This is a genomic window from Pontibacter ruber, from assembly GCF_023630205.1.
Classification (GTDB): domain Bacteria; phylum Bacteroidota; class Bacteroidia; order Cytophagales; family Hymenobacteraceae; genus Pontibacter; species Pontibacter ruber.
Map to the genome: position 1 here is coordinate 78825 of NZ_JALPRR010000005.1, position 25686 is coordinate 104510.

Below are 25686 nucleotides of genomic sequence, written 5' to 3' on the forward strand. Positions count from 1 at the left end.
TTGTTAGATCAGCTTGTGCTGTTTTGCAAATTCAATTACCCGTAGAGCATTTTCTTCCGGGTTTATACTTTCCAGCTGCAGGGGCAGCTCATGCTGCTTTTTTGCCAGGTCATAAGTATAGGCTTTGTCGTAGTAGGTGAGGGCAATATCCACCATCTTTTCCATATCGCCGGCTTCTATGGCTTCAAGCGCCTCTTTGGTAGCAAGGCCTCCGAGTCGTTTTTTTATTCTGAGAACAGCTGCTTCCAGCAGGCTTTTTTCGGTACGGCAGTATTCTTCGGCTAGCTTTTGTATGCGGAGTTGTTTGGGTACTTCCAGTACGATGGTCGGTGCTTCCTGCATTTGGTCAAATAGCGGCTTGGGCATGTGTACTTTGCCGATGCTTATACTTTCATCCTCCAGCCACAGCGATTTCTGTTCATCCAGCTTCAACAGCTCCATGCCCAGCAGGTTCTCGAAGTGCTCGGTGCTAGGCTGGGGCGCCATGCCTATACTTCCGAAAGAGGAGCCTTTGTGGCTGGCTAATCCTTCCAGGTCGAGGGTTTGCTGGCCGTGCTGCTGCAGGTAGGGGAGCAGATCGGTTTTGCCGCTACCCGTCAGTCCGCCCAGTATGATGAGCTTGCGCGGCTTCTCGAATTGCCCCTGCATCAGGTGGCGGTACGCCTTGTAGCCGCCCTGCAGCAGGTGCACTTTAAATCCCGAAAAATCGAGCAGCCAGGCCATGGCACCGCTGCGCATGCCACCACGCCAGCAGTGTACGAGCAGCTCCTTCTGCGGGGCCAGCTTTTCCGCCTCCCGCACAAAGCCCGACATCTTGGGCCCGAACAGGTCCAGGCCGATCAGCACGGCCGGGTCGTGCCCCTGCTGTTTGTAGGCTGTACCTACCCGGGCGCGCTCCTCATCCGAGAAGATGGGAAAACTGTGTGCCTGCGGGATATGGCCAACGGCGTATTCTTTGGGCGCACGCGCATCGAGCACCGGCAGTCGCTTTGCCTTCTGCAGAAACTCCTCTATGGTGATGGTATTTACCACGGCTATTTAAGCTGGCGCAGGTAAAGCTGGATGGTATTTTCCAGGCCAAAGTATAGCGCGTCGCAGATCAGGGCGTGGCCAATGCTTACCTCCAACAGGCCCGGCAACGTGTCTTTCAGGTATTTGAGGTTGTTCAGGTCCAGGTCGTGGCCGGCGTTCAGGCCAATGCCAAATTCCTGTGCCTTCTGAGCAGCGATCAGGTATGGCTGTATGGCCGCTTCACGGTTGCTGTGATAGTTTTTGGCGTAAGCCTCGGTATAAAGCTCTACCCGGTCTGTTCCAACCAAAGCAGCGCCTTCGATCATGCTTTCGTCCGGATCCACAAAAATGGAAGTGCGGATGCCCAGTTCCTTTAGTTCGGAGATCACATCCGTCAGGAAATCTTTGTGCCTGATGGTATCCCAGCCGGCGTTGGAGGTGATGGCGTCGGGTGCGTCAGGTACCAGCGTTGCCTGCTCAGGTTTGATCTCTTTTACAAGCTTCAGGAAATCAGAGGTTGGATTGCCTTCGATGTTGAATTCGGTGGTAACGACCGCTTTCAGATCGTACACGTCGCGGTAGCGTATGTGGCGCTCGTCAGGGCGGGGATGTACGGTGATGCCTTGCGCGCCGAAACGCTCGCAGTCTATAGCAGCCTGCACAACATTGGGTCTGTCGCCGCCGCGGGCGTTCCGCAACGTGGCTATTTTATTTATATTTACACTCAGTTTGGTCATGCGTATACATGTAGCGGCCCCTGGGGCCAGTTTATACTTTCTGTACGGAATGACTAAATTAGTGGAAATTTGTTTAACATGTTAAACTATACCACGTCTGTAATAGCGTATACAGAGGTGCACAGCGCAAAACCTGAACGTTATCAACTATAAAGAAATCTAACTTAAAACTATGACGCTAAAAGAGAGAGTAGAAGCCGACATTAAGCAAGCCATGTTGGCCAAAGATAAGCCGCGTTTGCAGGCACTCCGAAGTATAAAATCGCTCATCCTGCTGGCAGAAACCGAGAAAGGCGCCGGTGAGGGCCTGACCAAAGATGCCGAACTCAAGCTGTTGACCAGAGCGGCCAAGCAGCGCCGCGAGTCGGCAGAAGTATATGCCCAGCAACAGCGCGCTGACCTGGAGCAGATCGAGTTGGGTGAACTGGCCGTGATAGAAGAGTACCTGCCAAAGCAACTGGATGAGGGTGATTTGCGCGCGCACCTGTTGGATATCATCCGCCGTGTTGGTGCTACCGGTCCATCTGACCTGGGCAAGGTAATGGGTGTGGCTTCGAAGGAGCTGGCCGGTCAGGCCGACGGACGCGCTATTTCCAGTGCTGTGAGCGACCTGCTGAACAATACCGATTTCTAATGTATAGCCGGAGGTTGTGCACAATAGCTTTCTGCAAAGTATAAAAATGGGAGGCAGCCATCTTTAGCACAACCTGACAATTCGTATATTTGAAGGCAGAAACTATGGCAAAATGGTTTCTGCCTTAATTTTTATACCGTGAGCACATTCGACTTTTTTCTCATTCTGCCGATTGCATTTGGGGCTTTTCAGGGCTTCCGGAAAGGTTTGCTGCTGGAGCTGGTTTCGCTGGTGGCGCTGGTGCTGGCTATACTTGGCGGCTTAAAGCTGCTGGATACCGCACTGCCCGTTATGAAGGAGTTTATCGGTGATGCCGGGGGGCTGCTGCCGTACGTTACCTTTCTGGTGGTGTTCGTGGGTATTATCCTGCTCATTCACCTCGGGGGGCTTTTCCTGAAGAAGATAATTGACTTTACACCTTTCGGCCTGTTTGATAATTTTTTGGGTGGTGTGCTGGGTGCGCTCAAGTGGTGCCTTGCCCTTAGCATGCTGTTCTATGTGTCGGACATGGCCGGTATCAGCGTAACATCCGAAACCGCATCTGCCTCGATGGTATACCCGGTGGTGCTCAAAAGCACGCCCTACGCACTGGACATCCTGAGCTACTTACTGCCATTCATAAAAGCGCTACTTTCTTCCTTAAAAAGCCATTTTTAGAAGTTAGAGAGGTATAGAGTTAAAGAAGTAGAGAGGTAAAAAGTTAGAAAGGGAGTATAGCTGAAATGCTTTATACTTTCTGACCTATTGAGTATAAAGCCGCCGTTGTCTTCCATTAAACGAATCACAACCTTCAACCTCTTTAACTTTCTAACTCCTCAACCCTCTAACTCCCAAACCCTCTAACTTCTCCATGCTTCTCCTGCTTGATAACTTTGACTCTTTCACCTATAACCTGGTGGATTACTTTGGGCAGGTAGGAGTGGAGGCGCATGTGGTTCGGAATGATGTGCCGCTGGAGGAGATAAAAAAGTTGCCTGTGGAAGCGATTGTGCTTTCGCCGGGGCCGGGAGCGCCGCAGCAGGCGGGTGTGATGATGGAGGTGATCAGGCATTACCATGAACAGGTGCCGATGCTGGGCATTTGCCTGGGACATCAGGCGCTGGGCGAATTTTTCGGAGCTACATTGGCCAAGGGAATAAAGCCCATGCACGGCAAAATTTCAGAGATCACCTGTGAACAGGATCCGGTGTTTGAAGGTCTTCCCCCGATAATGCCTGTTGTGCGGTACCACTCGCTGGTGCTGCAGCAGGTGCCACAAAGTATAGTTCCGCTGGCACATACTTCAGAGGGCGAACTGATGGCTTTCCGGCACAGCACTTTGCCCTTGTATGCGCTGCAGTTTCATCCGGAAGCGGCGCTCACTACCTACGGCCTGGATATGCTCCGTAACTGGGCAGTGCTAGCCAATATCATCCCGGCTTGATACACTTGAAGTATAAAATATTCCGACGTTAACTACTTCTGTTGCTGATCTATTTCTTTTGCAGAGGAAACGGTGTCCACATCAAGGCGGGCATCAGAGCCGGAATCGCTTTCCAGCTGAGGCGATATTACTTCACCGGAACCTTTTTCTACATCGTTAGTAGCATTATCGGTGCCTTTGTTATTTCCGTCGCCGCAAGCAAAAGCAGCAAATCCGACCATAAAGATTAAGAGTTTTTTCATTCCTTTGTAGTACATAGTTTAACAGGCTTAAACGGCAGCCATCCTGAAGTGTTTCTGCACAAAAAACAACAGTAAAATGGCATTATAAGGGGGAGCAACATTGGTAATGCCGGGATATGCTTCCAAATTGAGTTACTATTGCTAATATTGCAGGAGAATATCCGTATACAGTCAAACACGTTTCTTTAAGCGTATTTTTTACACATGAATCTACAGGTTAAACGAGAAGGCGATTTTCAGTTCATAGACGAGGGAGAAGGAGAAGTAATGTTGCTATTGCATGGTTTGTTCGGCGCACTGAGCAACTGGCATGGTGTAGTGGATCACTTCTCGAAGCAGTACCGCGTAGTAATACCGCTGATGCCGATTTATGAGATGGCATTGCACAAAGCCGGTGTACCGGGCCTTGTTTCATTTGTAGAAGATTTCGTAAATTTCAAGAAGCTGAACGGAATGACGCTGCTTGGCAACTCGCTGGGCGGGCACGTGGCTCTGGTTTATACGTTGAACAACCCCAATAAAGTAAAGCGCCTGGTACTGACCGGTAGCTCGGGCCTGTTCGAGGATTCCATGGGAGGTTCGTTTCCGAAGCGCGGCAACTATGGTTATGTAAAAGAACGTGTCGAGTACACATTCTACGATCCGAAAACTGCGACCAAAGAGCTGGTAGACGAAGTGTTCGATATCACCAACAGCAATGCTAAGTGCCTTCGCATCATTTCTATTGCCAAATCAGCGCAGCGGCATAACATGGCCAAAGACATCACAAACATTGCAGTGCCTACGTTGTTGATATGGGGATTGAACGACACCATTACACCTCCGCTGGTTGCGCATGAGTTCAACAGGCTCATTCAAAACTCAGAACTTCATTTTATAGATAAATGCGGGCATGCCCCGATGATGGAACATCCGGAGAAGTTTAATAGTATCTTAGATAAATTTTTAGTTAAAACACACGCTTCAGTAACAGCCACATGATCGCAGAAGAACTCATCAACCAAATGATTCCGCCGCTTAAGCTCTACGATACCGTGGAGAAAGCTTTGCGTTGGATGGATGAGTTCCGCGTAAACGAGCTTCCTGTGGTCCGGAACCGCAAGTACATGGGGCTGGCAACAGAAACCAGCCTGGTAGAACTGAACGACCGCAGCATCACACTGGAACAAGTGACCCTTGACTTCCAGGATGTATCCGTAATGCACTTTCAGCACTTTTACGATGTGATGGAGGCGGCTATCAAAAATAAAATTCAGGTAGTGCCCGTGCTCGACGAAGAGCAGGACTACATGGGCATTATCACCATCAACGATACCCTGGCAGCTTTCGGGCAGATGTCGGCCTTGCAGGGGCAGGGAAGTATACTTGTACTTTCCATGCCCGAACGCGACTACTCCCTAAGCCAGATCAGCCGTCTGATCGAAGAAGAGAATGTAAAGATTCTAAGTGCCTACGTTTCTCCGGATGAGCTGGACCCTTTCCAGATAAAGCTTACCCTAAAGCTGAATACTTCTGACCTTTCCCGTATTATCGCAACCCTGGAGCGTTTCCAATACCGCATTACGGCCCAGTTTAACGACAGCAACAAGTATGACGTTGGCAGAGACCGACTGGATATGTTGTTCAAGTACCTGGATATCTAACAAGACCAGGTGCTGCTGCGTGTAATCCTGTTGTTGCTGTTGCTACTGCCTGCATTTCAGGAGGCTGCCGGTGCTGCAGTGTGTCCTTCAGATACTGTAGTTATTGCAGAAATCCGTTTCCAGGGAAATGAAACCACCAAGAGTAGTGTGCTGCAGAAAGAGCTCACCTTTGCCACCGGCGATACGCTGGTAACGGCAAGCCTGGTAGAATTACTTGAGGAGAACCGCAAACGCTTGTTCAACCTGCGCCTTTTCCATAATGTGACCTATACTTATACTTGCCAGGAAGGGCAGGTTTCGGTGCTGTATACCATGCAGGAGCGCTGGTACCTGTACCCGTTCCCCATCTTCAGCCTTGCTGACCGTAACTTCAATGCCTGGTGGGATAAAAAGGATTATGACAGAATTGACTACGGCATCAATCTGGTCAGGAGAAACTTCAGAGGGCGAAATGAAGAGGTAAGAATAAAGCTTCAGCATGGCTTTAACCGCAGGGTGGAGTTTGCTTACCGGGTGCCTTATGTCAGTCGTAGTCATCGGATCGGATTTGACTTTGGCATTGCCGATTACCGCAGCCATACCATTGATGTAATTACCCGAAACAACAGGCAGCGCTTTTTCGAACAGGAAGAGGGGATGCCGGTTAAAAGAATGGCTGTTTCAGCGGCACTCGTGCACCGGCAAAATGTTCAGCGACAGCAGGGATTTCGGCTTTCCTTTCACCAGGAAGAAGTATCTGACTCGGTGTTGGTCTTTAACCCGGAGTATTTCAGAAGCGATGTGCAAAAACGGGAATTTGTCCGTTTTGAGTTGTTTAAAGCAATAAACCTGCGCAATAATTTTGCCTACCCACTTACAGGTAGCTATTTTGAGGTTGCAGTAGGGCAGACTATGTTTCTGAATAATGCGGGTGCTCACTTCACCACTGCACGCGCTAAATACGTTGATTATAGAAAGCTATCGAATAAATATTATTATACCGTAGGAGGCGAAGGGCAGCTGCGGCTTTCCAGGCGCTATGCGTATGCCGACAATGTTGCCTTGGGTTTTCGGTCCATGGTGCGGGGGTATGAACTTTATGTGATAGGCGGCCAGCATTTCGGATTGTTTAAGCAAGGGCTTTCGCGTGAGCTGATTAATCTGAAAGGCATTCACCTGAAACCGATCAAAAGCTCTAAATTTAATACGATACCCCTCGCCTTGTACTTGAACGCGTTTACGGATGCCGGCTATGTAGTAGACCAGGAGTTTGAGGAAAACAACCCGCTAACGAACAGGCTCCTGCTGGGAGGGGGCTTGGGCCTGCATGCTGTTACTTTTTATGATATTGTCGTTCGGGCGGAGTATACCATAAACAGGGAGGGTGACAGAGGTATTTACCTGAGTGGAAGATTTCCATTCTAAAGCATTTTAGAACTATGAGAATAGCTATACTTGGCAAACCATTTACGGAAGAATTTGCTCCTTTTATTCAGAACCTCTTCGACGAATTGGTGCACCGTCGTTCCGACGTGCTGGTGGTAGAGCACTTCAAATCCTTTCTGACCAACACCATAAATTTGCCAACCGGTATTCAGACCTTTAGCAGGGGCGATAAGTTAACAGGCGTTGATGTGGTACTTAGTATAGGGGGCGATGGCACCCTGTTGGATACGGTAACTTACGTTGGTGCACAACAAATTCCAATTCTTGGCATCAATACCGGGCGCCTGGGATTTCTTGCAACGATAGCCCACGACAGCATAGGCCTGGCGCTGGATGCACTTTACAAGGGCCACTACACCCTCGACGACCGCGCGCTGATCCGGGTAGACTCCGATCAGGACATTTTCAATGGTATCAATTTCGGGCTCAACGAGTTCAGTCTGCAAAAGCGCGATACCTCGGCCATGATCGTGGTCCATACATACATCGACGGCGAATACCTGAACTCCTACTGGGCCGATGGGTTGGTTGTCGCCACACCTACCGGCTCAACAGGATATTCGTTAAGCTGTGGAGGCCCTTTGGTGCTTCCGCAGACCAACAATTTCGTGATTTCTCCCGTATGCCCGCATAATCTGAACGTCCGGCCCATGATTGTCTCTGATAGAAGTGTGATATCATTCGAAGTTGAAGGCCGGAGCAGTAGCTATCTTGCTACACTCGATTCCAGATCCGTGCCCGTGGACATGTCGGTACAAATTGCAATACGCCGGGAAAGCTTTAATGCCAGGCTGGTGAAGTTGCATCATGTTAACTTTTTATCTACTCTCCGTAGTAAATTAAATTGGGGGCTTGATAGGAGGAACATCGCAATACAATGATTTATATTAAATATTTGTTATATTATTTCTATAACAGCAAATAATCTTTATTTTTGTATCTCTTAGATTAGAGAAGGTGTCAGCACGAAGAAAATAGCCAAGAACCAAGAACATAGTTGTTATGAAAAAACTTATTACCCCGTTATTGCTGCTTGTTTTTACATTAGCTCTGGCTACTGAAGCAGAAGCTCAACGTTTTACCAAAAGAAAGCGCTATGCTTCCTTTGGGGTTAGTCTCAACGCTATGAACTACTTCGGTGACATCGTGCCAGAACCTGACTTTACCAGTTTCCGGTTCAAGTCAACGCGACCAAACGTTGGAATAACCTACACCTACAGGATTTTTCCTCGTATCTCGTATCGTGCCGGTCTTAGCTGGGGTCGTATAGTTGGTGATGACGCAAAGTCTGCCTCCCAGTCGGAAGGTGAAAACAGAGGCCGTTATCAGCGAAACCTGTCATTCCGCAACGACATTACAGAGCTTAGCTTCGTGGGTATGGTTGACCTTTTCGAAAACCGCTACAACTACCGTCGCCGTCCTGACTTCGTGCCATATGCATTTGCTGGTGTTGCTGTATTTCATCATAATCCCAAGGCTTACTATGAAGCTGGTTCACATCCTGGTCTGAGCCCTGCGGATGATATTGCTACAGGCTGGTATGCACTGCAGCCGCTGGGTACACAAGGCCAGTATGCCAATGGCGAGGGTTATCCGGATCCTTACAAGCGCGTGCAGATTGCTATTCCGATGGGCTTGGGTGTGCGCTATAAGCTTGACAGACGCTGGGATATGAGCTTTGAAATTGGCTGGAGAAAAACATTTACTGATTACCTGGATGACGCAAGTGGTGCTTATGCTTCTAAAGCTGATATATTAGCTGGAGGCGGAGATAATCCCAAAGCTGCAGCCTTGCTGTCTGATAGAAGTGCCGAAGGCCCTTTCCAGAGTGAAGTACAGGCAGATCCATCAGGGACTCCTTACAAGCGTTTGCAAGGATTTGGTACTACCAGTAATCTAAGACGTGGTAACAAGTCTGACGATGACTGGTACATCGTATCTGGTCTTACAGTAAATTATATTTTAGGTACAAGCATCAGAAGTCCGAAGTTTAGATAATAGAACACCTAGTTGTTCGTTGTTCACCTAAACTTCGCTATTACCATACATGATTCTGAATAAGATTAAGCAGGCACTCCTTATTTGTTCTATACTACAAATAGGGAGTGCTTTTTTTTGCAGCTCCGCAAGTGCCCAAGATGCCGTCACAACCAGTGAAATAGGGATAGGGATTGGTGGCGCCAACTATAAAGGGGAGGTTGCGCCCAAATATAGATTCCTTAACAATCAACCTGCCATGACAGTATTCTACCGCAGGGATATTTCGGAACCAATTACCTTGCGTGGTGGGTTGATGGGCAGCCATAGGATAATAAAAGACAATACCTCTTTTAGTGACGAAGATTACAATCTGCCTTTGCCAAACTTCCGTCAGGCAGATGTGCGATTAAGTATGCTGGAGGCCTCAGTTGTAGCGGAATATAATTTCCTCGACTTCTATGATATGAGCCAGAAGCCGCGGGTCTCGCCTTACTTTTTTGCAGGCGCTGCATTTTTACTGTATCATGTTAAAACCGTATTTAGAGAACCACAGCTGGCTGGCGCCCATAATACGGCAGTTCAGGACTGGGATTTACAAACAGCAGTTTCTATCCCTTTTGGCGTGGGAATAAAGTATGCGCTGAACAAGCATTGGAATCTTGGCGCTGAATTTGGAGCCCGCAAAACTTTTACCGACAGACTCGACAAACTTGACGAAGGTCACATAAATAATAATGGAGAACCAGATAAGCGTATTATTAACCCTTATGATAACGACTGGTACTTCTATAACGGCATCAGTCTTTCTTATACTATCTACCGCTACAATTGCCCTCCTCCATACAGGCGAAAGAGAGGTTTGTTAGAATAAAGTTAAAATTTCCCTTATTTGTCTTGCTTTTTGTAACTTGCAGGGAAATTGTGTATTAATGAATCTTAAGGAGAAAGTAGATCTAGATAATTTACCCAAGCACATCGCCGTTATTATGGATGGTAATGGACGCTGGGCAAAGAAGCGGGGCGGCTTAAGAATATTCGGGCACCAGAGCGCCATTACGGCCGTGCGGGAAACAGTTGAGGCCGCTGCTGAACTGGGAGTAGAGTACCTGACCCTATATGCTTTCTCCACTGAGAACTGGTCAAGACCAGCTATGGAAGTATCTGCGTTAATGCAGTTACTTGTTTCTTCCATTCGAAAGGAAACAGCTACCCTGAACGAGAACAACATCCGCCTTCAAACGATTGGTAATACTGCCAGCCTTCCTGCATCCTGTCAAAAAGAGCTCTCGGAAGCAATGGAAATTACCAAAAATAATAAACGCATGACGTTGGTGCTGGCTCTCAGCTACAGTGGGCGCTGGGATATAACACAAGCAGTGCAACGTTTGGCTGTTGATGTGGATCATGGTAAAGTAGCGACTGAGGCTATTAACGAGGCAACCATTGCTCAATATCTTTCTACAGCAGGAATGCCTGATCCGGAACTGCTGATACGTACCAGTGGCGAACAACGGATAAGTAACTTCTTGCTGTGGCAACTGGCCTATACTGAACTGTACATTACAGAAATGCTTTGGCCTGATTTCAGAAAAGAGAATTTATACGAGGCTATTTTATCTTATCAAAGCCGCGAGCGACGCTTCGGCAAGACCAGTGAACAACTAACAAAGTGAAAATATTAATGACAAGATGCATTTGGGCGCTTGTGTTTCTGCTTATCACAGGCACAGCTTCGTCACAAGTATTAAATACACCTGCTCAGAGAAACACCATCGATTACTCGCAGCCGCAGCGCTACCGCATAGGTGAAATAAAAGTAAGTGGTGCCAACTTCCTTGATCCTAATGCGCTGATTTCTGTAACAGGTCTGAAAGTAGGCGATGAGATAACTGTTCCTGGTGAAGATATCAGCCGTGCTATCCAAAAGCTCTGGGACCAGGGTATTCTGGGGGATGTGGAGGTGTTTGTAACTAAAATCGAAGGAAATCAGATCTTCCTGGATTTTAACCTGAAAGAGCGGCCACGCCTTTCACGTTTCACTTTCTCAGGTATAAACAAGACACAGCAGGATGCGCTTCGCGATAAGATCAACCTGATTCGTGGTAAGGTAGTGACGGACGCTGTATTAAGCAGCACACGCAACATCGTACGCAACTACTATCTTGACAAAGGCTTTCTGAATGTAAAAACCAATATCGCGCAGAAGCCTGATTCCGTTCTGCCAAACAGTGTTGTTCTGAACATTCATGTTGATAAAGGAGAAAAAGTAAAGATCGGGGAGGTTGTATTTGAAGGAAATGAAGCTTTCCCAGACAAGAAGCTCCGCCGTCAGCTGAAAAAGACGAAGCAGAAGCGCTTCTACAATCCTTTTACCGCATCAAAGTATAAACGTGCCGATTACGAGGAAGACAAGCAGAAACTACTCGACTTCTATAATTCAGAAGGTTATCGGGATGCCATTATCGTCTCAGATTCTGTTTACAAGATATCGGAAGATAGATTGGGCGTACGCATTAAAGTAGACGAAGGCAACCGTTATTACTACCGTAACATTACCTGGAATGGCAACTACCTGTACGACGATGCCTACCTAACCAGGGTGTTGGGCATCGAGAAAGGGGATGTATACAACAAACAGGAACTGGATAAACGCTTGACCTATAACCCTACCGGCATTGATGTGTCAGGCCTGTATCAGAATGATGGTTATCTTTTCCAAAGTATAGACCCGGTAGAGGTTAAAGTGGAAGGCGACTCTATTGACCTGGAAATGCGTGTGTACGAAGGGCCGCAGGCTACGATCAACAAGATCAATATTACAGGCAATACCAAGACCAGCGACCACGTAATCATGCGTGAGATCCGCACCCTGCCTGGACAAAAGTATAGCCGGGATGACCTGATTCGCACCAGAAACGAATTGGCTGCCCTGGGTTATTTTGACCCTGAGAATATTGGACTGAACCCGATTCCGAACCAAGCGGATGGTACAGTAGATATCAACTACAGCGTTGTAGAGCGACCAAACGACCAGATCAGCTTGTCTGGTGGCTGGGGTGGACCTATCGGTGCTGTGGGTACAGTTGGTCTGACGCTAAACAACTTCTCTACACGCAAGCTGTTTAACCTGTCGGAGTGGAGACCTTTGCCAAGTGGTGATGGCCAGCGTCTGTCCCTCAACGTTCAGGCGAATGGTAAATACTACCAGTCGTACTCGTTATCTTTCACAGAACCCTGGTTAGGGGGCCGCAGAGCAAATGCGCTTACGGTAAGCTTGTTTAAAACAGTACGACGTGAGCCAGGAAGCGAAATTGACCGCAGACTGAATGTAGATGGTGGCGCTATAAGCTTAGGTAGAAGACTGCGCTGGCCAGACGACTTCTTCCACATGAGCCACTCGTTGTCTTATAACCGGTACACCTTGAGGAACTACACATTATTCGGCTTTGGTGATTTCAACAATGGTACATCTAATAGTTTGTCATTTAACAACACCATTGGCCGGACAAGTATAGATAACCCTACTTTCCCGAGAAGAGGTTCGCAAATAACGCTTAGCCTGAACCTGACTCCTCCTTACTCACTATTTACAGAGAAGCGGAACAACTATGAGTTCGTGGAGTTCAACAAGTGGATGTTCGACGCCTCATACTTTGTAAATTTAGCAGGGGATTTGGTGCTGAACGCAAGAGCACACTTTGGTTTCCTTGGCAAGTATAGCCCGGAAACAAGCCTTGGTCCGTTCGAACGCTTTGTAATGGGTGGTAGTGGCCTCGGCGGTGGTAACTTCTTTGTAGGTACAGAATATATTGGCTTGCGTGGTTACGAAGATGAGTCGGTGATAAACAACGACGAAGAGATGCTGAAAACCGCAGGTGGTATTGCCTTTAACAAATACGTGTTCGAGGCACGCCAACTAATATCACCTAACCCTGCTGCTACCATTTATGCGTTGGCCTTCATGGAGGCGGGTAACAACTTCGGGTCTTATGACCGTTACAACCCGTTCAAAGTATACCGTTCGGTAGGTGTAGGTGCACGTATTTTCATGGCAGCATTCGGTTTGTTAGGCTTTGACTATGGTTGGGGACTAGACGACATACCTGGTGTGCAAAACCAGAAACGTGGTCAGTTCCACTTCATGATCGGACAGCAACTGCGTTAATACGAAGGAATTAGTATGAAAAAGTTTTTGTTCATCTTTATAACAGGCTTTCTGCTTAGCACTGTTTCGCAGGCACAGAAGTTTGGCTATATTGACTCTAACTTCATCCTGAGCAAAATGCCAGCCTATGGCAAGGCACAGCAGGAGCTGGATAAGTATGCTGAAGCGTGGCAGAAAGAGATCGAAACCATGCATCAGGGTGTCGAGAAGATGAAACAAGACTACAAGGCGGAAGAAGTCCTGCTGACTGATGAGATGAAGCAGAAGCGCCAGGCCGAGATCGCAAAGAAGGAAACAGAAGTCCGCGATTACCAGCGCAAGATCTTTGGCTACGAAGGCATGATGTTCAAGCGCCGCCAGGACCTGATACGCCCGATTCAGGATGAAGTATTTACGGCTGTGGAGAAAGTAGCCAAGGCAAAGCAACTTCAGATCGTGTTCGATAAGTCCGGTGACCTGGTGATGATCTACACCAACCCTGTACACGATTACACAGAGTATGTGCTGGAGGAGCTTGGGTTAGCTTCTGATAAGCAGAACACCCCGGGTAAGCAACCACGAGAAGGCGTAATCGATAATCCGGAGAATTTACCGGAAACAGGAGAAACTGGTACGGAAGTTGAACAGGAACAACAAAAACAGCCTGCCGGAAAGAAGGGACAACAGCCAAAACCGGCAACCAAAAAGAAGAATAACTAACCCTGAATATTTAATTAATCAACCAATGATGAACAAAATCAAAACTTTAGTAGTAGCGTTCTTATTGATCAGCTTCGCTTCGTTTGCACAGACCAGCGATAAACCTCTTAAGATTGGTTATACTAACGTAGAGTACATTCTACTGCAAATGCCAGAGAGCAAGAGAATAGAATCTGAACTGAAAACGCATAGCACACAGCTGGAAAGCCAGTTAAAGAACAAATACAGCGAGTACGAAACCAAGCTGCAGGCATACGAAAAGAGTGCTGCTACTATGGATAAAGTGGTTCGTGATGATAAAGAGAAAGAGCTGATGAACCTGAACAATTCTATCCAGGAATTTCAGCGTAGCGCGCAGGCTTCTCTTCAGCAGAAAGAGAAATCTCTGGTAGATCCGGTAATTGCAAAGATCGACCAAGCTATCAAAGACGTAGCAAAAGAGAACGGTTATACTTACGTGATCAGCAACCAGGCATTGCTGGCTGGTCCTGAGGATGGTGACATCTCTCCGCTTGTACTAAAGAAGCTTGGTGTTGACCCAACCAAAGTTACTGCTGAGCCAGCTGCAACAAAGCCAGCTGCACAAACACCGGCTAAAACAACAACAACTCCAGCTAAGAAGTCTTCAAAGAAGAAGAACTAAGTTAAACAGCATTTTATAGTTGAGAGAGCCGATGTTTTATACTTCGGCTTTCTTTTTTGTTTATACCATACAGGTTATACTTTATTCCCAGTGATTGATTATACAGAGCAAGAAGAAACGGCAGAGGATTCGGACGAACTATACGAGCATTACCGCATTGTAGTAGATAAGGGGCAGGCCCAACTGCGGGTTGATAAGTTTCTGATGGACAGGCTGCCGAATGTTACCCGTAATAAACTGCAGGGCGCTATACGTTCCGAGTCGGTGCAGGTAAACCAAAAGCCTGTAAAGGTAAGCTACAAGGTTAAGCCGCTTGATGTCATCACTATTACACTGGCAACCCCGCCTCGCGAAACTGACATTGTTCCTGAAAACATTCCGCTGGACATCCGGTACGAAGATGAAGAACTACTGCTCGTAAACAAGTCTGCAGGCATGGTGGTACACCCGGCTTATAATAACTGGAGTGGTACCCTTGTAAATGCCCTGACATATCACCTGCAGAACCTGCCTACTTCACGTAACGGAGAGGGCAGGCCCGGGCTGGTGCACCGCATCGATAAAGATACATCGGGGTTGCTGGTAATTGCCAAAACAGAGTATAGCATGGCCTTCCTGGCAAAGCAGTTTTATGACCATACCATAGAACGTACTTACTATGCGCTTGTATGGGGTGTGCCAAAGCAAGCAGAAGGTACCATTGTAGGGCATGTAGGCAGAAGTGCCAAAGATAGGAAGGTAATGGCTGTGTATCCTGATGGATCTTACGGCAAACACGCTGTAACGCATTATAAAGTGCTGCGCCAGTTCAAGTATGTAGCGCTGGTACAATGCAACCTGGAGACAGGGCGTACCCACCAGATCCGTGCGCACATGAAGTATATTGGGCATCCGCTGTTCTCAGATGCTACTTACGGAGGAGACAAAATCCTGTACGGCACACCCACCGGAACGTACAAAGCGTTTGTAGAGAATGCCTTTAAGCTGATGCCGCGCCAGGCGCTGCATGCCAAGTCGTTGGGGTTCATCCATCCGATAAGTAAAGAATTCATGCAGTTCAATACGGATCTGCCAGAAGACTTTGCTGCCGTACTGGAAAAGTGGGAATTGTACGAAGGGCAATAGTATGTTTATACTTCATTAAAAAAAGAAAGCCCGCTCTTTTGGAGAGCGGGCTTTCTTTTTGGGCTATGCTGTTACTTCTTCTTTTTCTTAGAAGTAGATGCAGACTTGTTGATCTCTGCCAGCAACGTATTTGCAGTTTCATTAGACGGATCAAGCTTCAGTGTTTCCTGGAAGTTCTTGGTCGCGTTGGCTCTGTCAGGCTTAATTACATAGTAGTACTGCCCTAAGTAGTTATGCGCTTCTACCAGACCATCCTTATACTTAGCAGGTTCGGCACTTGCCAGTTCAATGAACTTCTCATAGTGAGGCTTTGCTAAACCTTTTTCACCAGTCTGGTCCTGGTAAGCGTTAGCCTGGGCTCTCCACAGGTGGCCGTAAGCATAAGTTGGGTTGCTCTCAGTGATTTTGCTGAAAGATTCGTCAGCTTTCTGGTACTGCTCAGCTTTCATGTACGTTCTACCCATCTGGTAGAAGTCTGTGTTAGACGAGCCCAGCTTATCCATCTTAGCCTTGTAAACATCAGCCGCTTTATCAAACTGCTTCGCATTGGCATACGCGTTCGCAAGTTCATAGTACAGCTCAGGCTTGCTTGGATCAAGTTCGATAGCCTTGTTCAGGTTTTCAACTGCCTTCTCTGGCTGGTTGTTCTTGCTCAGGATTCTGCCGTAGTACTCGTAATCAGTAGCAATAAGCTTGCTCGGATCTATTTTCGACAAGTACGTTTCCATTGCCTGCAATGCTTGCTCCGGCTGGCCAAGTTCCAGGTAAGAGTAAGCCAGAAGGCGGTTCATGGTCGTGTTGTTCGGATCTTCTTTCAGAACCTCCTGCACCTCAGTAAGTGTGTTTTTGTAGTCTTTTGTCAGGAATAGGAAAGAAGCATACTTTGCTCTTGTTTCCGGTGTTTTCTCTGACATATCTACGTACTGCTTGAACGTAGACAATGCTCTGTCATACTGTCCTGCAAAGTAGTATAACTCACCTAGGTCACGGTAAGCAGGCGCGTAGTTAGGATCGATTTCGATCGCTTTTTTATAAGCTGCTTCTGCCTCGTTGTAGTTACGGGAGCTTGTATACAACTGCCCTCTTCTCAGGTATGCCTTCGGATTTTTCTCATCCAGCTGAATAGCTCTGTCGTAGCTGGTCATTGCCTCGCCACCTTTTTTCTGCTTCAGGTAAACGTCGCCCATCACCAGGAAAGCCAACGCGTTGTTCTTATCACGCTTGGTAGCAGCCTGCAGGTACTCGATTGCTTTGTTCAGGTCTTCCTCTGTAGGGTTTGCAGATTCTGCATAGGCCTCAGCAATCATTGTAAGTACATAAGGGTCTTTCTTCTTGCTGGCTTTCAGTGCCTGCTCAAAGTTTTTCTCAGCTTCTGCTTTATTACCATTTTCAAGCTGTACTTTACCTAAACCTACCATGTTGATAGCAGATTTGCTGTTTTTAGATAAACCTTGGTTAAAGTAGAAAGCAGCTGAATCTGGCTTGTCAGTTTTCAGGTAAATATCACCAAGTGCGAAGTAAGCATTATCAGCCTTTTTGTCGCCTAGCTGCGTTTTGTAGTATGATTTTGCTTCCTGATAGCGCTCTAAGTCAACGGCTCTTCTGCCAGCATCTCCTGTCTGTGCAAACGCTGCTGCTGTAGGAAAGGCAGTTGCCATGAAGAGAAGGTACTTCCAGTTATTTGTCATTGTAATTAAAGTTTAGTTGTTTGTTAAAGTTTATTTATAGATCTCAGGCTTATTCGCGAAAACCTACCACCCGAATTGGCATAGTAGCTGGTACTAAACCTGATTTTAGTATTATACGTTGTCCTTTATCTCCGGCTACAAAAGAAGCAAAACCTGTGCCAAGCCCTGCACGCCCCTCAGTATTAATGATATACAGGTATCGGCGTAGCGGGTAAGTTCCTTGTGCAATGTAAGCCTGGTAGGGCTGGTAATAGCTTTCTGTCGTTTCGGGATCTGTTTCTGTACTGATGCCTACCACCTTTACTTTCTTCAGAAAACCCACTGCCGTCGTGTCATCAAAATCGCTTACCCAGTTTACACCAATCACACCCAGCGCCTTTTCGTTCTTTGCCACATAGTCAATTAATTCCGTATGGGAGTTTGTCGCATAGGTGCCGGGCTTTACTGGCTGGTTTACCAAAACCGAATCGCGGATGAAGCGTGCCGTGCTCGAATTATTGTTATCAAAAACGACCGTTATATCCTTTAAATTGTTCTTCGGGTTCAGTGCGCTCCAGGAATTTACCTTGCCGCTGAATATTGCTTTCAGTTGATCTACTGTCAGCAGGGTGTCCGGGTTTTGATTGTTTACTACAAGGGCTACGGCGTCGATAGCAATTTTAGTAACTCTCGGGATCAGTTTCTTCTTTTCAAATACAGCTTTTTCATCCGGAGTAAGATCACGGGAAAGTATAGCTATCCTAATACTGTCGTTCAGCAACTCTTTGATTACTTCGCCTTCCGGCTTGTAAGCAGCTTTGATGGTTGCATACTTGTAGAGGCTGTGGAAGGTGCTAAGCTGCGTATCTATAATGGGCTGAAATGATTCATCAACGCTTATCTTAATATTCCCTGAGGTAGGAGTATCTGCCGGAGTTTCATCTTTCATTCCGCAAGCAGCCATAAGTATGGCCATACCAGCAACTGCCAGTGCAGTTCTGAGTCTGCTGATGTTAAAACCTGTCATCTTCGGTGCGTTCGTTTCTTTTTCTGCTGGTTCTGATAAATCTAAATACGCCGTATAAAATGAGTATACCTCCTAAAATTAATCTAAATTTTCTTGGCAGATCCAGGTTTAGGTTATCTCCGGCAAACAGTATAAATATACCCAAACCTATATACAGTAAGGTCATTACTAAACTAAAGTAATAGATAAACTTATTCAGGGAGCTTTGGTTGGTTTTCTCTTTACGTGGTCTTAGCATACTGCTCAGCTGTGTGGAAACGAGCGCTTAAATTGTTTCGGTGCTTAAAAATACGTTTATACTATCAGAAATGAAAGCAGGAGCCCGAACTAGTATGCTAAGGCTCCTGCTTTATACTATGTATAACTGTTTAACGTTGCATGCTGAAGCGGATTGGCATGGTAAAACGAACTGCAACGGGTTTTCCATTTTGTTTGCCCGGCGTCCAACGCGGCATTTTCTGAATTACCCTGATCGCTTCTTCATCAGTGCCGTATCCCAGGCTTTTTACTACAGCTGCTTCTGTTACTTCGCCATTGCTGTTTACTACAAAGCTTACTACCACAATACCTTCGACTCCTGCCCTCATGGCGTCAGCTGGATAGCGTAAGTTTTTGCTCAGGTATTTTGCCAATCCTTTTTCTCCCCCTTCATACTGAGGCATATCGGCAACGAAGTTATAAACAGTTGCCGGAGCTGCTGCTGTTTCGGCGTCCTTGGTACCGTCTGCTTCCCCTACTGTGTCGGTTGTTTGGATACTGTTGGTTGCAGCAGTGCCTTCGGTGGTCTGAGTTGATGCTACAGCCTTGCTTAGTTCTTCCTGTGTTGGTCTGGTTTCTTCCTTTACAACTGCATTGTCAGCTACAACTTTTTGCTGTACATCTTTTACTGTTGCTTGTGGCTTTTCCTTTTTAACCAATGGAGCGGGTTTCGCTTTTTCAGTGGATGGAGGAGGAGGCAATGGTATATCCAGCGGATAGAGGATCTCTATTACCTTTTCGTCCTTGGGTACTGTGGGTGTTTCAGTGGTGAGGTGTTGCAGTAATGACCAGACTAGTGCTCCTGAAAAGAGTGCTGTTGCTATTATGGCAGCCATAATAACATGCCGGCTATATGTTCTGCGCAGTGCATAAGCACCATACGCCTTGTTCCGACCTTTGAACACGATGTTGTTGAAGGTCATGTCGAGTAAATAGCTCTCTTTCATAAGCATTATAGTTTAGAGGTGAATAATCAGCTGTCTGGCATTTCTGTATTTGTATTTATTATGTTATTAAATAGCTTTTCCTGAATATACGATATTATTTTTATTTAGTATGCATGCAGAAGGTTTATCTTTGAGCTCCTGTAAAAAGAAAAAGGCCCTGATTTCTCAGGGCCTTTTTCTTTATTGTTTATACTTTTTACTTGATTGTAAATCGTACTGGAAGGGTATAACGAACTGGTACTTCTCTACCGTTCTGCTTACCTGGTGTCCACTTTGGCATTGTTTTCACAACGCGCATGGCTTCTTCGTCGCAACCTGCTCCAAGGCCTTTCACAACCTGGATCTCAGAGATTTCCCCTGTTTTGCTTACAACGAACGACAGTACTACCAGACCTTCAACTCCTGCACGCTGTGCTGCTGCAGGGTATCGGATGTTCTTACCCAAGTATTTCATCATTTCTGATTCACCACCTGGGAAAGATGGCATTTGCTCTACGTAGGTATAAGGTTTTTCTTCAACTACCTCAGCTACTACGTCGCTTGTACCGTCGATGTCACCTAGGTCCATCGGAGCGTCTTTTACGCCTTCTACTGTCTTAGTACCAGCGTCGATCTCCTTTAGTACCTCCTGATCCGGCACCTCTTCCTCTTCACGCACTTCCTCGTCGCGTTTTACAACCGGAGGCGTAAATTTAACCTGTGCACGCACTGGTGGCGGCGGCGGTGGAATATCAGGTGGCGGCGGCGGCGGCGGTGTCGCTTCTTCCAGTGGTGGTGGTTGTGCCAGTTCTACTTCTGTTACAACTCTGTCAATCACTTCTGCCTCTTGTTCGCCTTCTATCATTTTACTGATCAGCGGAATGCTGAGAAACAATAAAAACAATACTGTTGCGATAATAGCGGCTCTGGTGATATGGCGGTTGTACAGTCTGCGAAGTAGATAGGCTCCGTATGCTTTGTTCCGTCCGGCAAAGACGATATCATCAAGCGATGCGTTAGCTACTTTACTAGATTCCATATCTTACTTTTATCCTTATTTGTTTGCTACCAATTGTTTGTCGTTCTCAGAAACTTCCACCAACGCAAACTTTTTGGTATCAGTGATCTTCATTTCATCCAGAATATCTACAACGTTCTTGTAGCGGGACTTCTCCATCGGTTTGATCAGCACCGTCATTTTTTCGTTGCCTTTCACTTTTGGAGACGTCAGCACCTTGCGGATGCCGTTCGCTGAATAATCTGTTGTAATTACTTCAGGATTGTCTGCAGGATCACCTAGTCCAAAATAATAAAATACTTTGTCGTTCTCACCTAAAACGACAGTCATTGCATTACTCGCCTTAAGCGGCATTTCCTCTGTCTTATCTTCAGGTTTCACAGGCATGTTGATTTCCATGGTCTGTGGTTTGCTGAAGGTAGTCGTAAGCATGAAGAACGTAATCAGGAGAGCTGCAAGGTCTACCATTGGCGTCATGTCAATTTTGGTAGAGTGCTTCTTGGCTCGTTTCTTACCGCCCTTACCGGAGCTGGCTTTTTCTTGTATTTCTGCCATTTCAGTTTCTCCTTTCCGTTATAATGATGTTGGTCTGGCCTCCATGTCAGTAACCAGGTTAAACCTGTTTACCTTCTGATCCTGAAGGGTCTTCACAACCTTCTGCACTGTTGAGTAATTCACGTCCACGTCGCCTTTGATCGCAATTACGACCTTCTGGTTCAGTTTACGTGTCTCCAGAACCCAGTCTCTCAGCTGATTGTTAGTTGAGTCAACCGGAATACCTGGCTGGTTTACCTTCTTGCGGTCCGGGCCATCCATTGCTAAATAAGATTTTAGCTGGTTAACAGGAACACCGAAGTTGCTTAACAGAGAGAATGTCTTTTTTTCCTTCTCATTGAAGCTAACACCGTACTTACTCGATATCTTGTCTAGTAAAGCCTCCTTTGTTTGCTGACCGTCTACACCGAAGAACACACGGTCGTTTTTATCAACCGTTAGTGTTATCACGTTTGCATCAGGTAATTTAATCTCTGATACGGATGAAGGGGTATCTACTATAACGACTTCCTCTTCTCTGGCAGTCGCCGTCAGCATAAAGAAAGTAACCAGCAAGAAGAATAAGTCCACCATTGGTGTCATATCCAATGAAGGGTTAGTTCTTTTTACTTTTACTTTAGGCATTTTCTTAGATTAAGATGATTATACAGTTTGAGTTCTTGGGCTACCTGCAGGAACTGTGTCGTGCTGAGCAGCGAAAGTAGAGATGATGCTGAAACCAGCCTCGTCAATGCTGTAAGTTAATTCGTCGATTTTGCTAGTAAAGTAGTTGTAAGCAACGATCGCCATAGCAGAACCTGTGATACCAAGGGCAGTGTTGATCAAGGCCTCAGAGATACCATTTGAAAGGGCAGTTGCGTCAGGAGAACCTGAAGCTGCAAGAGCCGAGAACGCCTTGATCATACCAAGTACTGTACCGATCAGACCTACCAGTGTAGAGATAGAAGCGATAGTTGAGATTACCACCAGGTTTTTCTCAAGCATTGGCAATTCCAGTGAAGTAGATTCTTCGATTTCTTTCTGGATAGCAGCTACTTTCTCAGCTTTCAATAGTTCGTGCTCGTTCTGCATTTCTTTGTACTTCAGCAAACCTGCTTTTACCACGTTTGCTACTGAACCTTTCTGAGCGTCGCAGGCAGCAATTGCACCGTTGATGTCGCGCTGGTTAAGCTTAGCAGAGATAGTTCTTACGAAAGCAGCAACGCTCTTAGAGCCTTTTGCTTTGCTGATAGTAAGTGTACGCTCGATAGCGAAGATGAATACCATCAGTACAAGAGCCATCAGAACTGGTACAACCCATCCACCTTTGTAAACAATGCCAAGGTAGTTGCCTGGAAGTGGGTGGTTTTCGTTGCTGCCACCTTCAAAGTTTGCAGGGTTACCTAATACAAACATGTAGATAAGTACGCATGCAAGGATCGCAAGTGGAATAACGATAGTGGCAAATAAAGAGCCTGCCGGGCTGTTTTTTACTTCTACATTAGCATCTTTGCTCACTACTGCAGTCTTTTTTTCCATTTTGTTTAAAGTTTAAAGTTTAGCTGTTTGTGTTGTAATAAAAATTGAATGTGTAATATAAGAATGTAATTGTTTCGTTTTTAGTTCTTTAATCAAATTGCAATTTCTGATTTTTTCGCAATTTTCAAACAATCGAGCGTTCAATTTAAGAAAAAACTTAGATTTTCCACCTCTTTGTTTTCTTTTCTAGTTGTGCCTTTCTCCTGAACAACTGTACAGCTTTCGTAATTTTTTGCCGTTACCTGCTCCTCATTACAGCTGAACATCCTGTGTTTTGGCCTTTGTCAGGCTTTCTGATTTCAATTTGTAATGGCAAGAGGGAGATTGTACTGCTTTTTCTTTAAGCCTACAGCTAACCTCGGGTAATCTGGCAGCTGTGAAATATTTCATGCACTGTTTCAGGTATATCAGGCAAGCGCCATAATTAATATCGTTATACTTAATTTCTAAGAAAAAGTGCTCGAAATATACATACTGATGTTGCAACTTGTATGCAGGCTTACCTTTTTTTTGCCTCATTCCAGTAAAAGTCCATTTCCTCCAAGGTCATATCCTGTAGTTTTCTGCCATTTTTTGCTGCCTCGGTTTCCAGGTACTGGAAGCGGTCAATGAATTTGAGGTTGGTTTTTTCCAGTGCCTCTTCCGGGTTGATGTCGATAAAACGGGCAAAATTAATGAGTGAGAAGAGCAGGTCTCCGAACTCACCTACTGCCTTTTCGCGGTCGATGGTTGCGGTGTCTTCTACGTTAAACTCCGTTTTAAACTCATTCAGTTCCTCCTGTACCTTCTCCCATACCTGTGACTTGTCGTCCCAGTCGAAGCCGGCTCCTCTTGCTTTTTCCTGAATGCGCATAGCTTTTACCAGCGCTGGAAGCGAGGCAGGCACTCCGCCCAGCACAGATTTATTGCCTTCTTTAAGCTTCAGTTGTTCCCAGTTTTTCTTTACTTCTTCTTCGGTATTGGCAGTGGTGTCGCCGTAGATATGTGGGTGCCGGAAGATGAGCTTCTCACAAAGCGAGTTAAGTACATCGGCTATGTCGAACGTATTTTTTTCTGAGGCAATTTTGGCATAAAAGACCATGTGCAGCATCAGATCGCCAATTTCTTTTTTGATTTCCTGCATGTCCTGGCGCAGGATCGCGTCAGAGAGCTCATAGGTCTCTTCTATGGTCAGGTGGCGCAGGCTTTCTATGGTCTGCTTTCTGTCCCAAGGGCATTTTTCGCGCAGCTCATCCATTATGTCTAGCAGGCGGTTAAAAGCTTGCAGTTGCTGGCCACGGCGGGTATTATCAAATTGCGGGTAATTCATAAGAACAAATATACTAAAATCCGGCTTTCGGTGTTTTAAACTAATTATTAAACAGCGGCTGTGGCTGTCATGTAGGTGTGTAAGCGGGCGGTTATCATTGATAATGAGTATAAATAAGGGAAAAGTTCTATAAATAAAACAAAAACATTACATTTGTCTGTGTAAACATATACTTAGGAGTGGCTCTAATAAAATCAATTTCAGGAATCAGAGGTACGATAGGCGGGCAGGCTGGTGAGGCACTCACCCCTGTGGATATTGTAAAATTTGCCGCAGCTTTCGGTACCTGGGTGCTACAAACCACGAACAACAACACGATCGTGGTTGGGCGCGATGCACGCATATCCGGCGATATGGTAAACAAGTTGGTATGCGCTACGCTGCAAGGATTAGGTATAAACGTGATCGATGTAGGATTGTCTACTACACCTACTGTGGAAATGGTGGTGCCGGACAAGAAAGCAGGCGGGGGTATTATACTTACAGCCAGCCACAATCCAAAGCAGTGGAATGCGCTGAAACTGCTGAACCAGCACGGAGAATTTATCTCGGATGAAGAAGGCAAACTGGTGCTTGAGCTGGCAGAAAAAGAAGCCTTCGAATTTGCGCAGGTAACTGACCTGGGCAAGTACAAGCAGAACGAAAGTGCCCTGAAGAAACACATCAAGGCCATACTTGAGTTGCCGCTTGTGGATGTAGAGGCTGTTAAAGCAAAGAACTTCCGGATAGCAATAGACTGTGTGAACTCCAGCGGAGGCATCGCAGTACCAATGTTGCTTGAGAAGCTGGGCGTAAAAGTAATCGAGAAATTATACTGCGAGCCCGATGGCAACTTTGCCCACAACCCGGAGCCGCTTCCTGAGAACCTGCGCGAAATATCCAGGGTGATTGAGAAAGGCAAGTTTGATCTGGGGATAGTAGTTGATCCGGATGTAGACCGCCTGGCGCTGATAAATGAAGACGGCAGCATGTTCGGCGAAGAGTACACGCTGGTTGCCGTAGCAGATTATGTGCTCAAAAACACCGTGGGCAATACGGTTTCTAATCTTTCCTCTACCAGAGCGCTGCGCGACGTTACTGAAAAAGCAGGCGGCAGCTATTATGCTGCGGCTGTTGGCGAAGTGAACGTGGTGAACATGATGAAGGCGCAGAATGCCATTATCGGTGGCGAAGGCAATGGCGGTATTATTTACCCTGAGCTGCACTACGGACGCGATGCTCTGGTGGGTATTGCCCTGTTTCTGACGCATCTGGCTAAGTCCGGATTAAGTATGACGCGTCTGCGTGCTTCTTATCCGAACTATTATATATCGAAGAACAAGATCGAGCTGACGCCGGAGGTGAACGTGGACGAAGTGCTGAAGCAGATGCAGGAGCGCTACGCCAAGCAGCCGATCAATACGATAGATGGGGTAAAGATCGAATTCGGGAAAGAGTGGGTCCACCTGCGTAAATCCAACACCGAACCGATTATCCGCATCTATGCCGAGTCGGACAGCAATGCAACAGCAGAGCACCTGGCCAACAAGATCATCACTGATATCAAAGAAATTATTTCAGTTAAAGCCTAATGTGTTGTTGTAATAACTATAAACAATAGGTGTAAACGGTTGCGCCAGGGGTAAACGGACGTATGTTCTTGCCTCTGGCGCAACTTTTTTTATTAGTTTAACAGTTCGTT

The 25686-nt window shown here is 46.4% G+C and carries 26 protein-coding genes; 15 read left to right on the top strand and 11 right to left on the bottom strand.

Going from position 1 to position 25686, the window contains the following annotated elements; genetic code table 11:
- Positions 1 to 3: 3 nt before the first annotated feature.
- Complete coding sequence (mnmH, locus tag MJ611_RS19275; RefSeq protein ID WP_250432085.1) at positions 4 to 1032, bottom strand: tRNA 2-selenouridine(34) synthase MnmH; 1029 nt, start codon at positions 1030 to 1032, stop codon at positions 4 to 6.
- Positions 1033 to 1034: 2 nt separating this feature from the next.
- The gene (locus tag MJ611_RS19280; RefSeq protein WP_250432086.1) at positions 1035 to 1748 is read right to left on the bottom strand and encodes a pyridoxine 5'-phosphate synthase; all 714 of its coding nucleotides are present in this window, start codon (positions 1746 to 1748) and stop codon (positions 1035 to 1037) included.
- Positions 1749 to 1920: 172 nt separating this feature from the next.
- On the opposite strand from MJ611_RS19280, the gene MJ611_RS19285 reads away from it, so the two are divergent.
- The 3 genes from MJ611_RS19285 to MJ611_RS19295 all read left to right on the top strand — a co-directional run bounded on the left by MJ611_RS19285 (position 1921) and on the right by MJ611_RS19295 (position 3805).
- Positions 1921 to 2382 (top strand): GatB/YqeY domain-containing protein, encoded by a 462-nt coding sequence (locus MJ611_RS19285; protein ID WP_250432087.1) that lies wholly within the window; start codon positions 1921 to 1923, stop codon positions 2380 to 2382.
- Positions 2383 to 2520: 138 nt separating this feature from the next.
- On the top strand, positions 2521 to 3039 hold the full coding sequence (locus MJ611_RS19290; protein WP_250432088.1) for a CvpA family protein: 519 nt from the start codon (positions 2521 to 2523) through the stop codon (positions 3037 to 3039).
- Positions 3040 to 3232: 193 nt separating this feature from the next.
- Entirely contained in the window at positions 3233 to 3805 is a 573-nt protein-coding gene (locus tag MJ611_RS19295) for an anthranilate synthase component II (protein ID WP_250432089.1), read from the top strand.
- A gap of 32 nt (positions 3806 to 3837) precedes the next feature.
- Here MJ611_RS19295 and MJ611_RS19300 read toward each other — a convergent pair whose 3' ends face one another.
- The gene (locus MJ611_RS19300; RefSeq protein WP_250432090.1) at positions 3838 to 4047 is read right to left on the bottom strand and encodes a hypothetical protein; all 210 of its coding nucleotides are present in this window, start codon (positions 4045 to 4047) and stop codon (positions 3838 to 3840) included.
- A 204-nt stretch (positions 4048 to 4251) separates the two neighbouring features.
- Between MJ611_RS19300 and MJ611_RS19305 the strand changes: the two genes are divergently transcribed.
- The 11 genes from MJ611_RS19305 to MJ611_RS19355 all read left to right on the top strand — a co-directional run bounded on the left by MJ611_RS19305 (position 4252) and on the right by MJ611_RS19355 (position 15727).
- Positions 4252 to 5028, top strand: coding sequence for an alpha/beta fold hydrolase (locus tag MJ611_RS19305; RefSeq protein ID WP_250432091.1), 777 nt, complete (start codon positions 4252 to 4254; stop codon positions 5026 to 5028).
- Positions 5025 to 5690 (top strand): CBS domain-containing protein, encoded by a 666-nt coding sequence (locus tag MJ611_RS19310; protein ID WP_250432092.1) that lies wholly within the window; start codon positions 5025 to 5027, stop codon positions 5688 to 5690. The genes MJ611_RS19305 and MJ611_RS19310 overlap by 4 nt, the downstream gene beginning before the upstream one ends.
- Before the next feature lie 9 nt (positions 5691 to 5699).
- A complete protein-coding gene (locus MJ611_RS19315; protein WP_250432093.1) occupies positions 5700 to 7094 on the top strand; it encodes a POTRA domain-containing protein in 1395 nt (464 codons plus the stop codon).
- Positions 7095 to 7108: 14 nt separating this feature from the next.
- Entirely contained in the window at positions 7109 to 7996 is an 888-nt protein-coding gene (locus MJ611_RS19320) for an NAD kinase (protein ID WP_250432094.1), read from the top strand.
- 121 nt (positions 7997 to 8117) lie between these two features.
- The gene (locus MJ611_RS19325; RefSeq protein WP_262921721.1) at positions 8118 to 9113 is read left to right on the top strand and encodes a DUF6089 family protein; all 996 of its coding nucleotides are present in this window, start codon (positions 8118 to 8120) and stop codon (positions 9111 to 9113) included.
- 49 nt (positions 9114 to 9162) lie between these two features.
- Positions 9163 to 9966, top strand: coding sequence for a type IX secretion system protein PorG (porG, locus tag MJ611_RS19330; RefSeq protein ID WP_250432096.1), 804 nt, complete (start codon positions 9163 to 9165; stop codon positions 9964 to 9966).
- 58 nt (positions 9967 to 10024) lie between these two features.
- Positions 10025 to 10768: an isoprenyl transferase gene (locus tag MJ611_RS19335; protein WP_250432097.1), complete on the top strand. Its 744-nt coding sequence runs from the start codon at positions 10025 to 10027 to the stop codon at positions 10766 to 10768.
- Positions 10769 to 10776: 8 nt separating this feature from the next.
- A complete protein-coding gene (bamA, locus tag MJ611_RS19340) occupies positions 10777 to 13260 on the top strand; it encodes an outer membrane protein assembly factor BamA (RefSeq protein WP_250432098.1) in 2484 nt (827 codons plus the stop codon).
- 15 nt (positions 13261 to 13275) lie between these two features.
- Positions 13276 to 13959, top strand: coding sequence for an OmpH family outer membrane protein (locus tag MJ611_RS19345; protein WP_250432099.1), 684 nt, complete (start codon positions 13276 to 13278; stop codon positions 13957 to 13959).
- A 25-nt stretch (positions 13960 to 13984) separates the two neighbouring features.
- Positions 13985 to 14602 carry an OmpH family outer membrane protein gene (locus tag MJ611_RS19350; RefSeq protein WP_250432100.1) on the top strand — a complete coding sequence of 206 codons (618 nt, stop codon included), beginning with the start codon at positions 13985 to 13987 and terminating at the stop codon, positions 14600 to 14602.
- 90 nt (positions 14603 to 14692) lie between these two features.
- A complete protein-coding gene (locus MJ611_RS19355; protein WP_250432101.1) occupies positions 14693 to 15727 on the top strand; it encodes an RluA family pseudouridine synthase in 1035 nt (344 codons plus the stop codon).
- 71 nt (positions 15728 to 15798) lie between these two features.
- Here MJ611_RS19355 and MJ611_RS19360 read toward each other — a convergent pair whose 3' ends face one another.
- The 8 genes from MJ611_RS19360 to mazG form a co-directional block, all read right to left on the bottom strand.
- Positions 15799 to 17415 carry a tetratricopeptide repeat protein gene (locus MJ611_RS19360; RefSeq protein WP_250432102.1) on the bottom strand — a complete coding sequence of 539 codons (1617 nt, stop codon included), beginning with the start codon at positions 17413 to 17415 and terminating at the stop codon, positions 15799 to 15801.
- 49 nt (positions 17416 to 17464) lie between these two features.
- Positions 17465 to 18343: a PstS family phosphate ABC transporter substrate-binding protein gene (locus tag MJ611_RS19365; protein WP_250432103.1), complete on the bottom strand. Its 879-nt coding sequence runs from the start codon at positions 18341 to 18343 to the stop codon at positions 17465 to 17467.
- A 446-nt stretch (positions 18344 to 18789) separates the two neighbouring features.
- Positions 18790 to 19626 (bottom strand): energy transducer TonB, encoded by an 837-nt coding sequence (locus MJ611_RS19370; RefSeq protein ID WP_250432104.1) that lies wholly within the window; start codon positions 19624 to 19626, stop codon positions 18790 to 18792.
- Positions 19627 to 19822: 196 nt separating this feature from the next.
- Entirely contained in the window at positions 19823 to 20644 is an 822-nt protein-coding gene (locus MJ611_RS19375; protein WP_250432105.1) for an energy transducer TonB, read from the bottom strand.
- Positions 20645 to 20659: 15 nt separating this feature from the next.
- Positions 20660 to 21178, bottom strand: a complete 519-nt coding sequence (locus MJ611_RS19380; protein ID WP_250432106.1) for an ExbD/TolR family protein — start codon at positions 21176 to 21178, stop codon at positions 20660 to 20662.
- A gap of 18 nt (positions 21179 to 21196) precedes the next feature.
- The gene (locus MJ611_RS19385; RefSeq protein ID WP_262921722.1) at positions 21197 to 21802 is read right to left on the bottom strand and encodes an ExbD/TolR family protein; all 606 of its coding nucleotides are present in this window, start codon (positions 21800 to 21802) and stop codon (positions 21197 to 21199) included.
- A gap of 18 nt (positions 21803 to 21820) precedes the next feature.
- Complete coding sequence (locus MJ611_RS19390; protein WP_250432107.1) at positions 21821 to 22696, bottom strand: MotA/TolQ/ExbB proton channel family protein; 876 nt, start codon at positions 22694 to 22696, stop codon at positions 21821 to 21823.
- Between the two features lie 499 nt (positions 22697 to 23195).
- Positions 23196 to 24005 (bottom strand): nucleoside triphosphate pyrophosphohydrolase, encoded by an 810-nt coding sequence (mazG, locus tag MJ611_RS19395; RefSeq protein ID WP_250432108.1) that lies wholly within the window; start codon positions 24003 to 24005, stop codon positions 23196 to 23198.
- Positions 24006 to 24184: 179 nt separating this feature from the next.
- On the opposite strand from mazG, the gene glmM reads away from it, so the two are divergent.
- Positions 24185 to 25576: a phosphoglucosamine mutase gene (glmM, locus tag MJ611_RS19400; RefSeq protein ID WP_250432109.1), complete on the top strand. Its 1392-nt coding sequence runs from the start codon at positions 24185 to 24187 to the stop codon at positions 25574 to 25576.
- Positions 25577 to 25686: the final 110 nt, after the last annotated feature.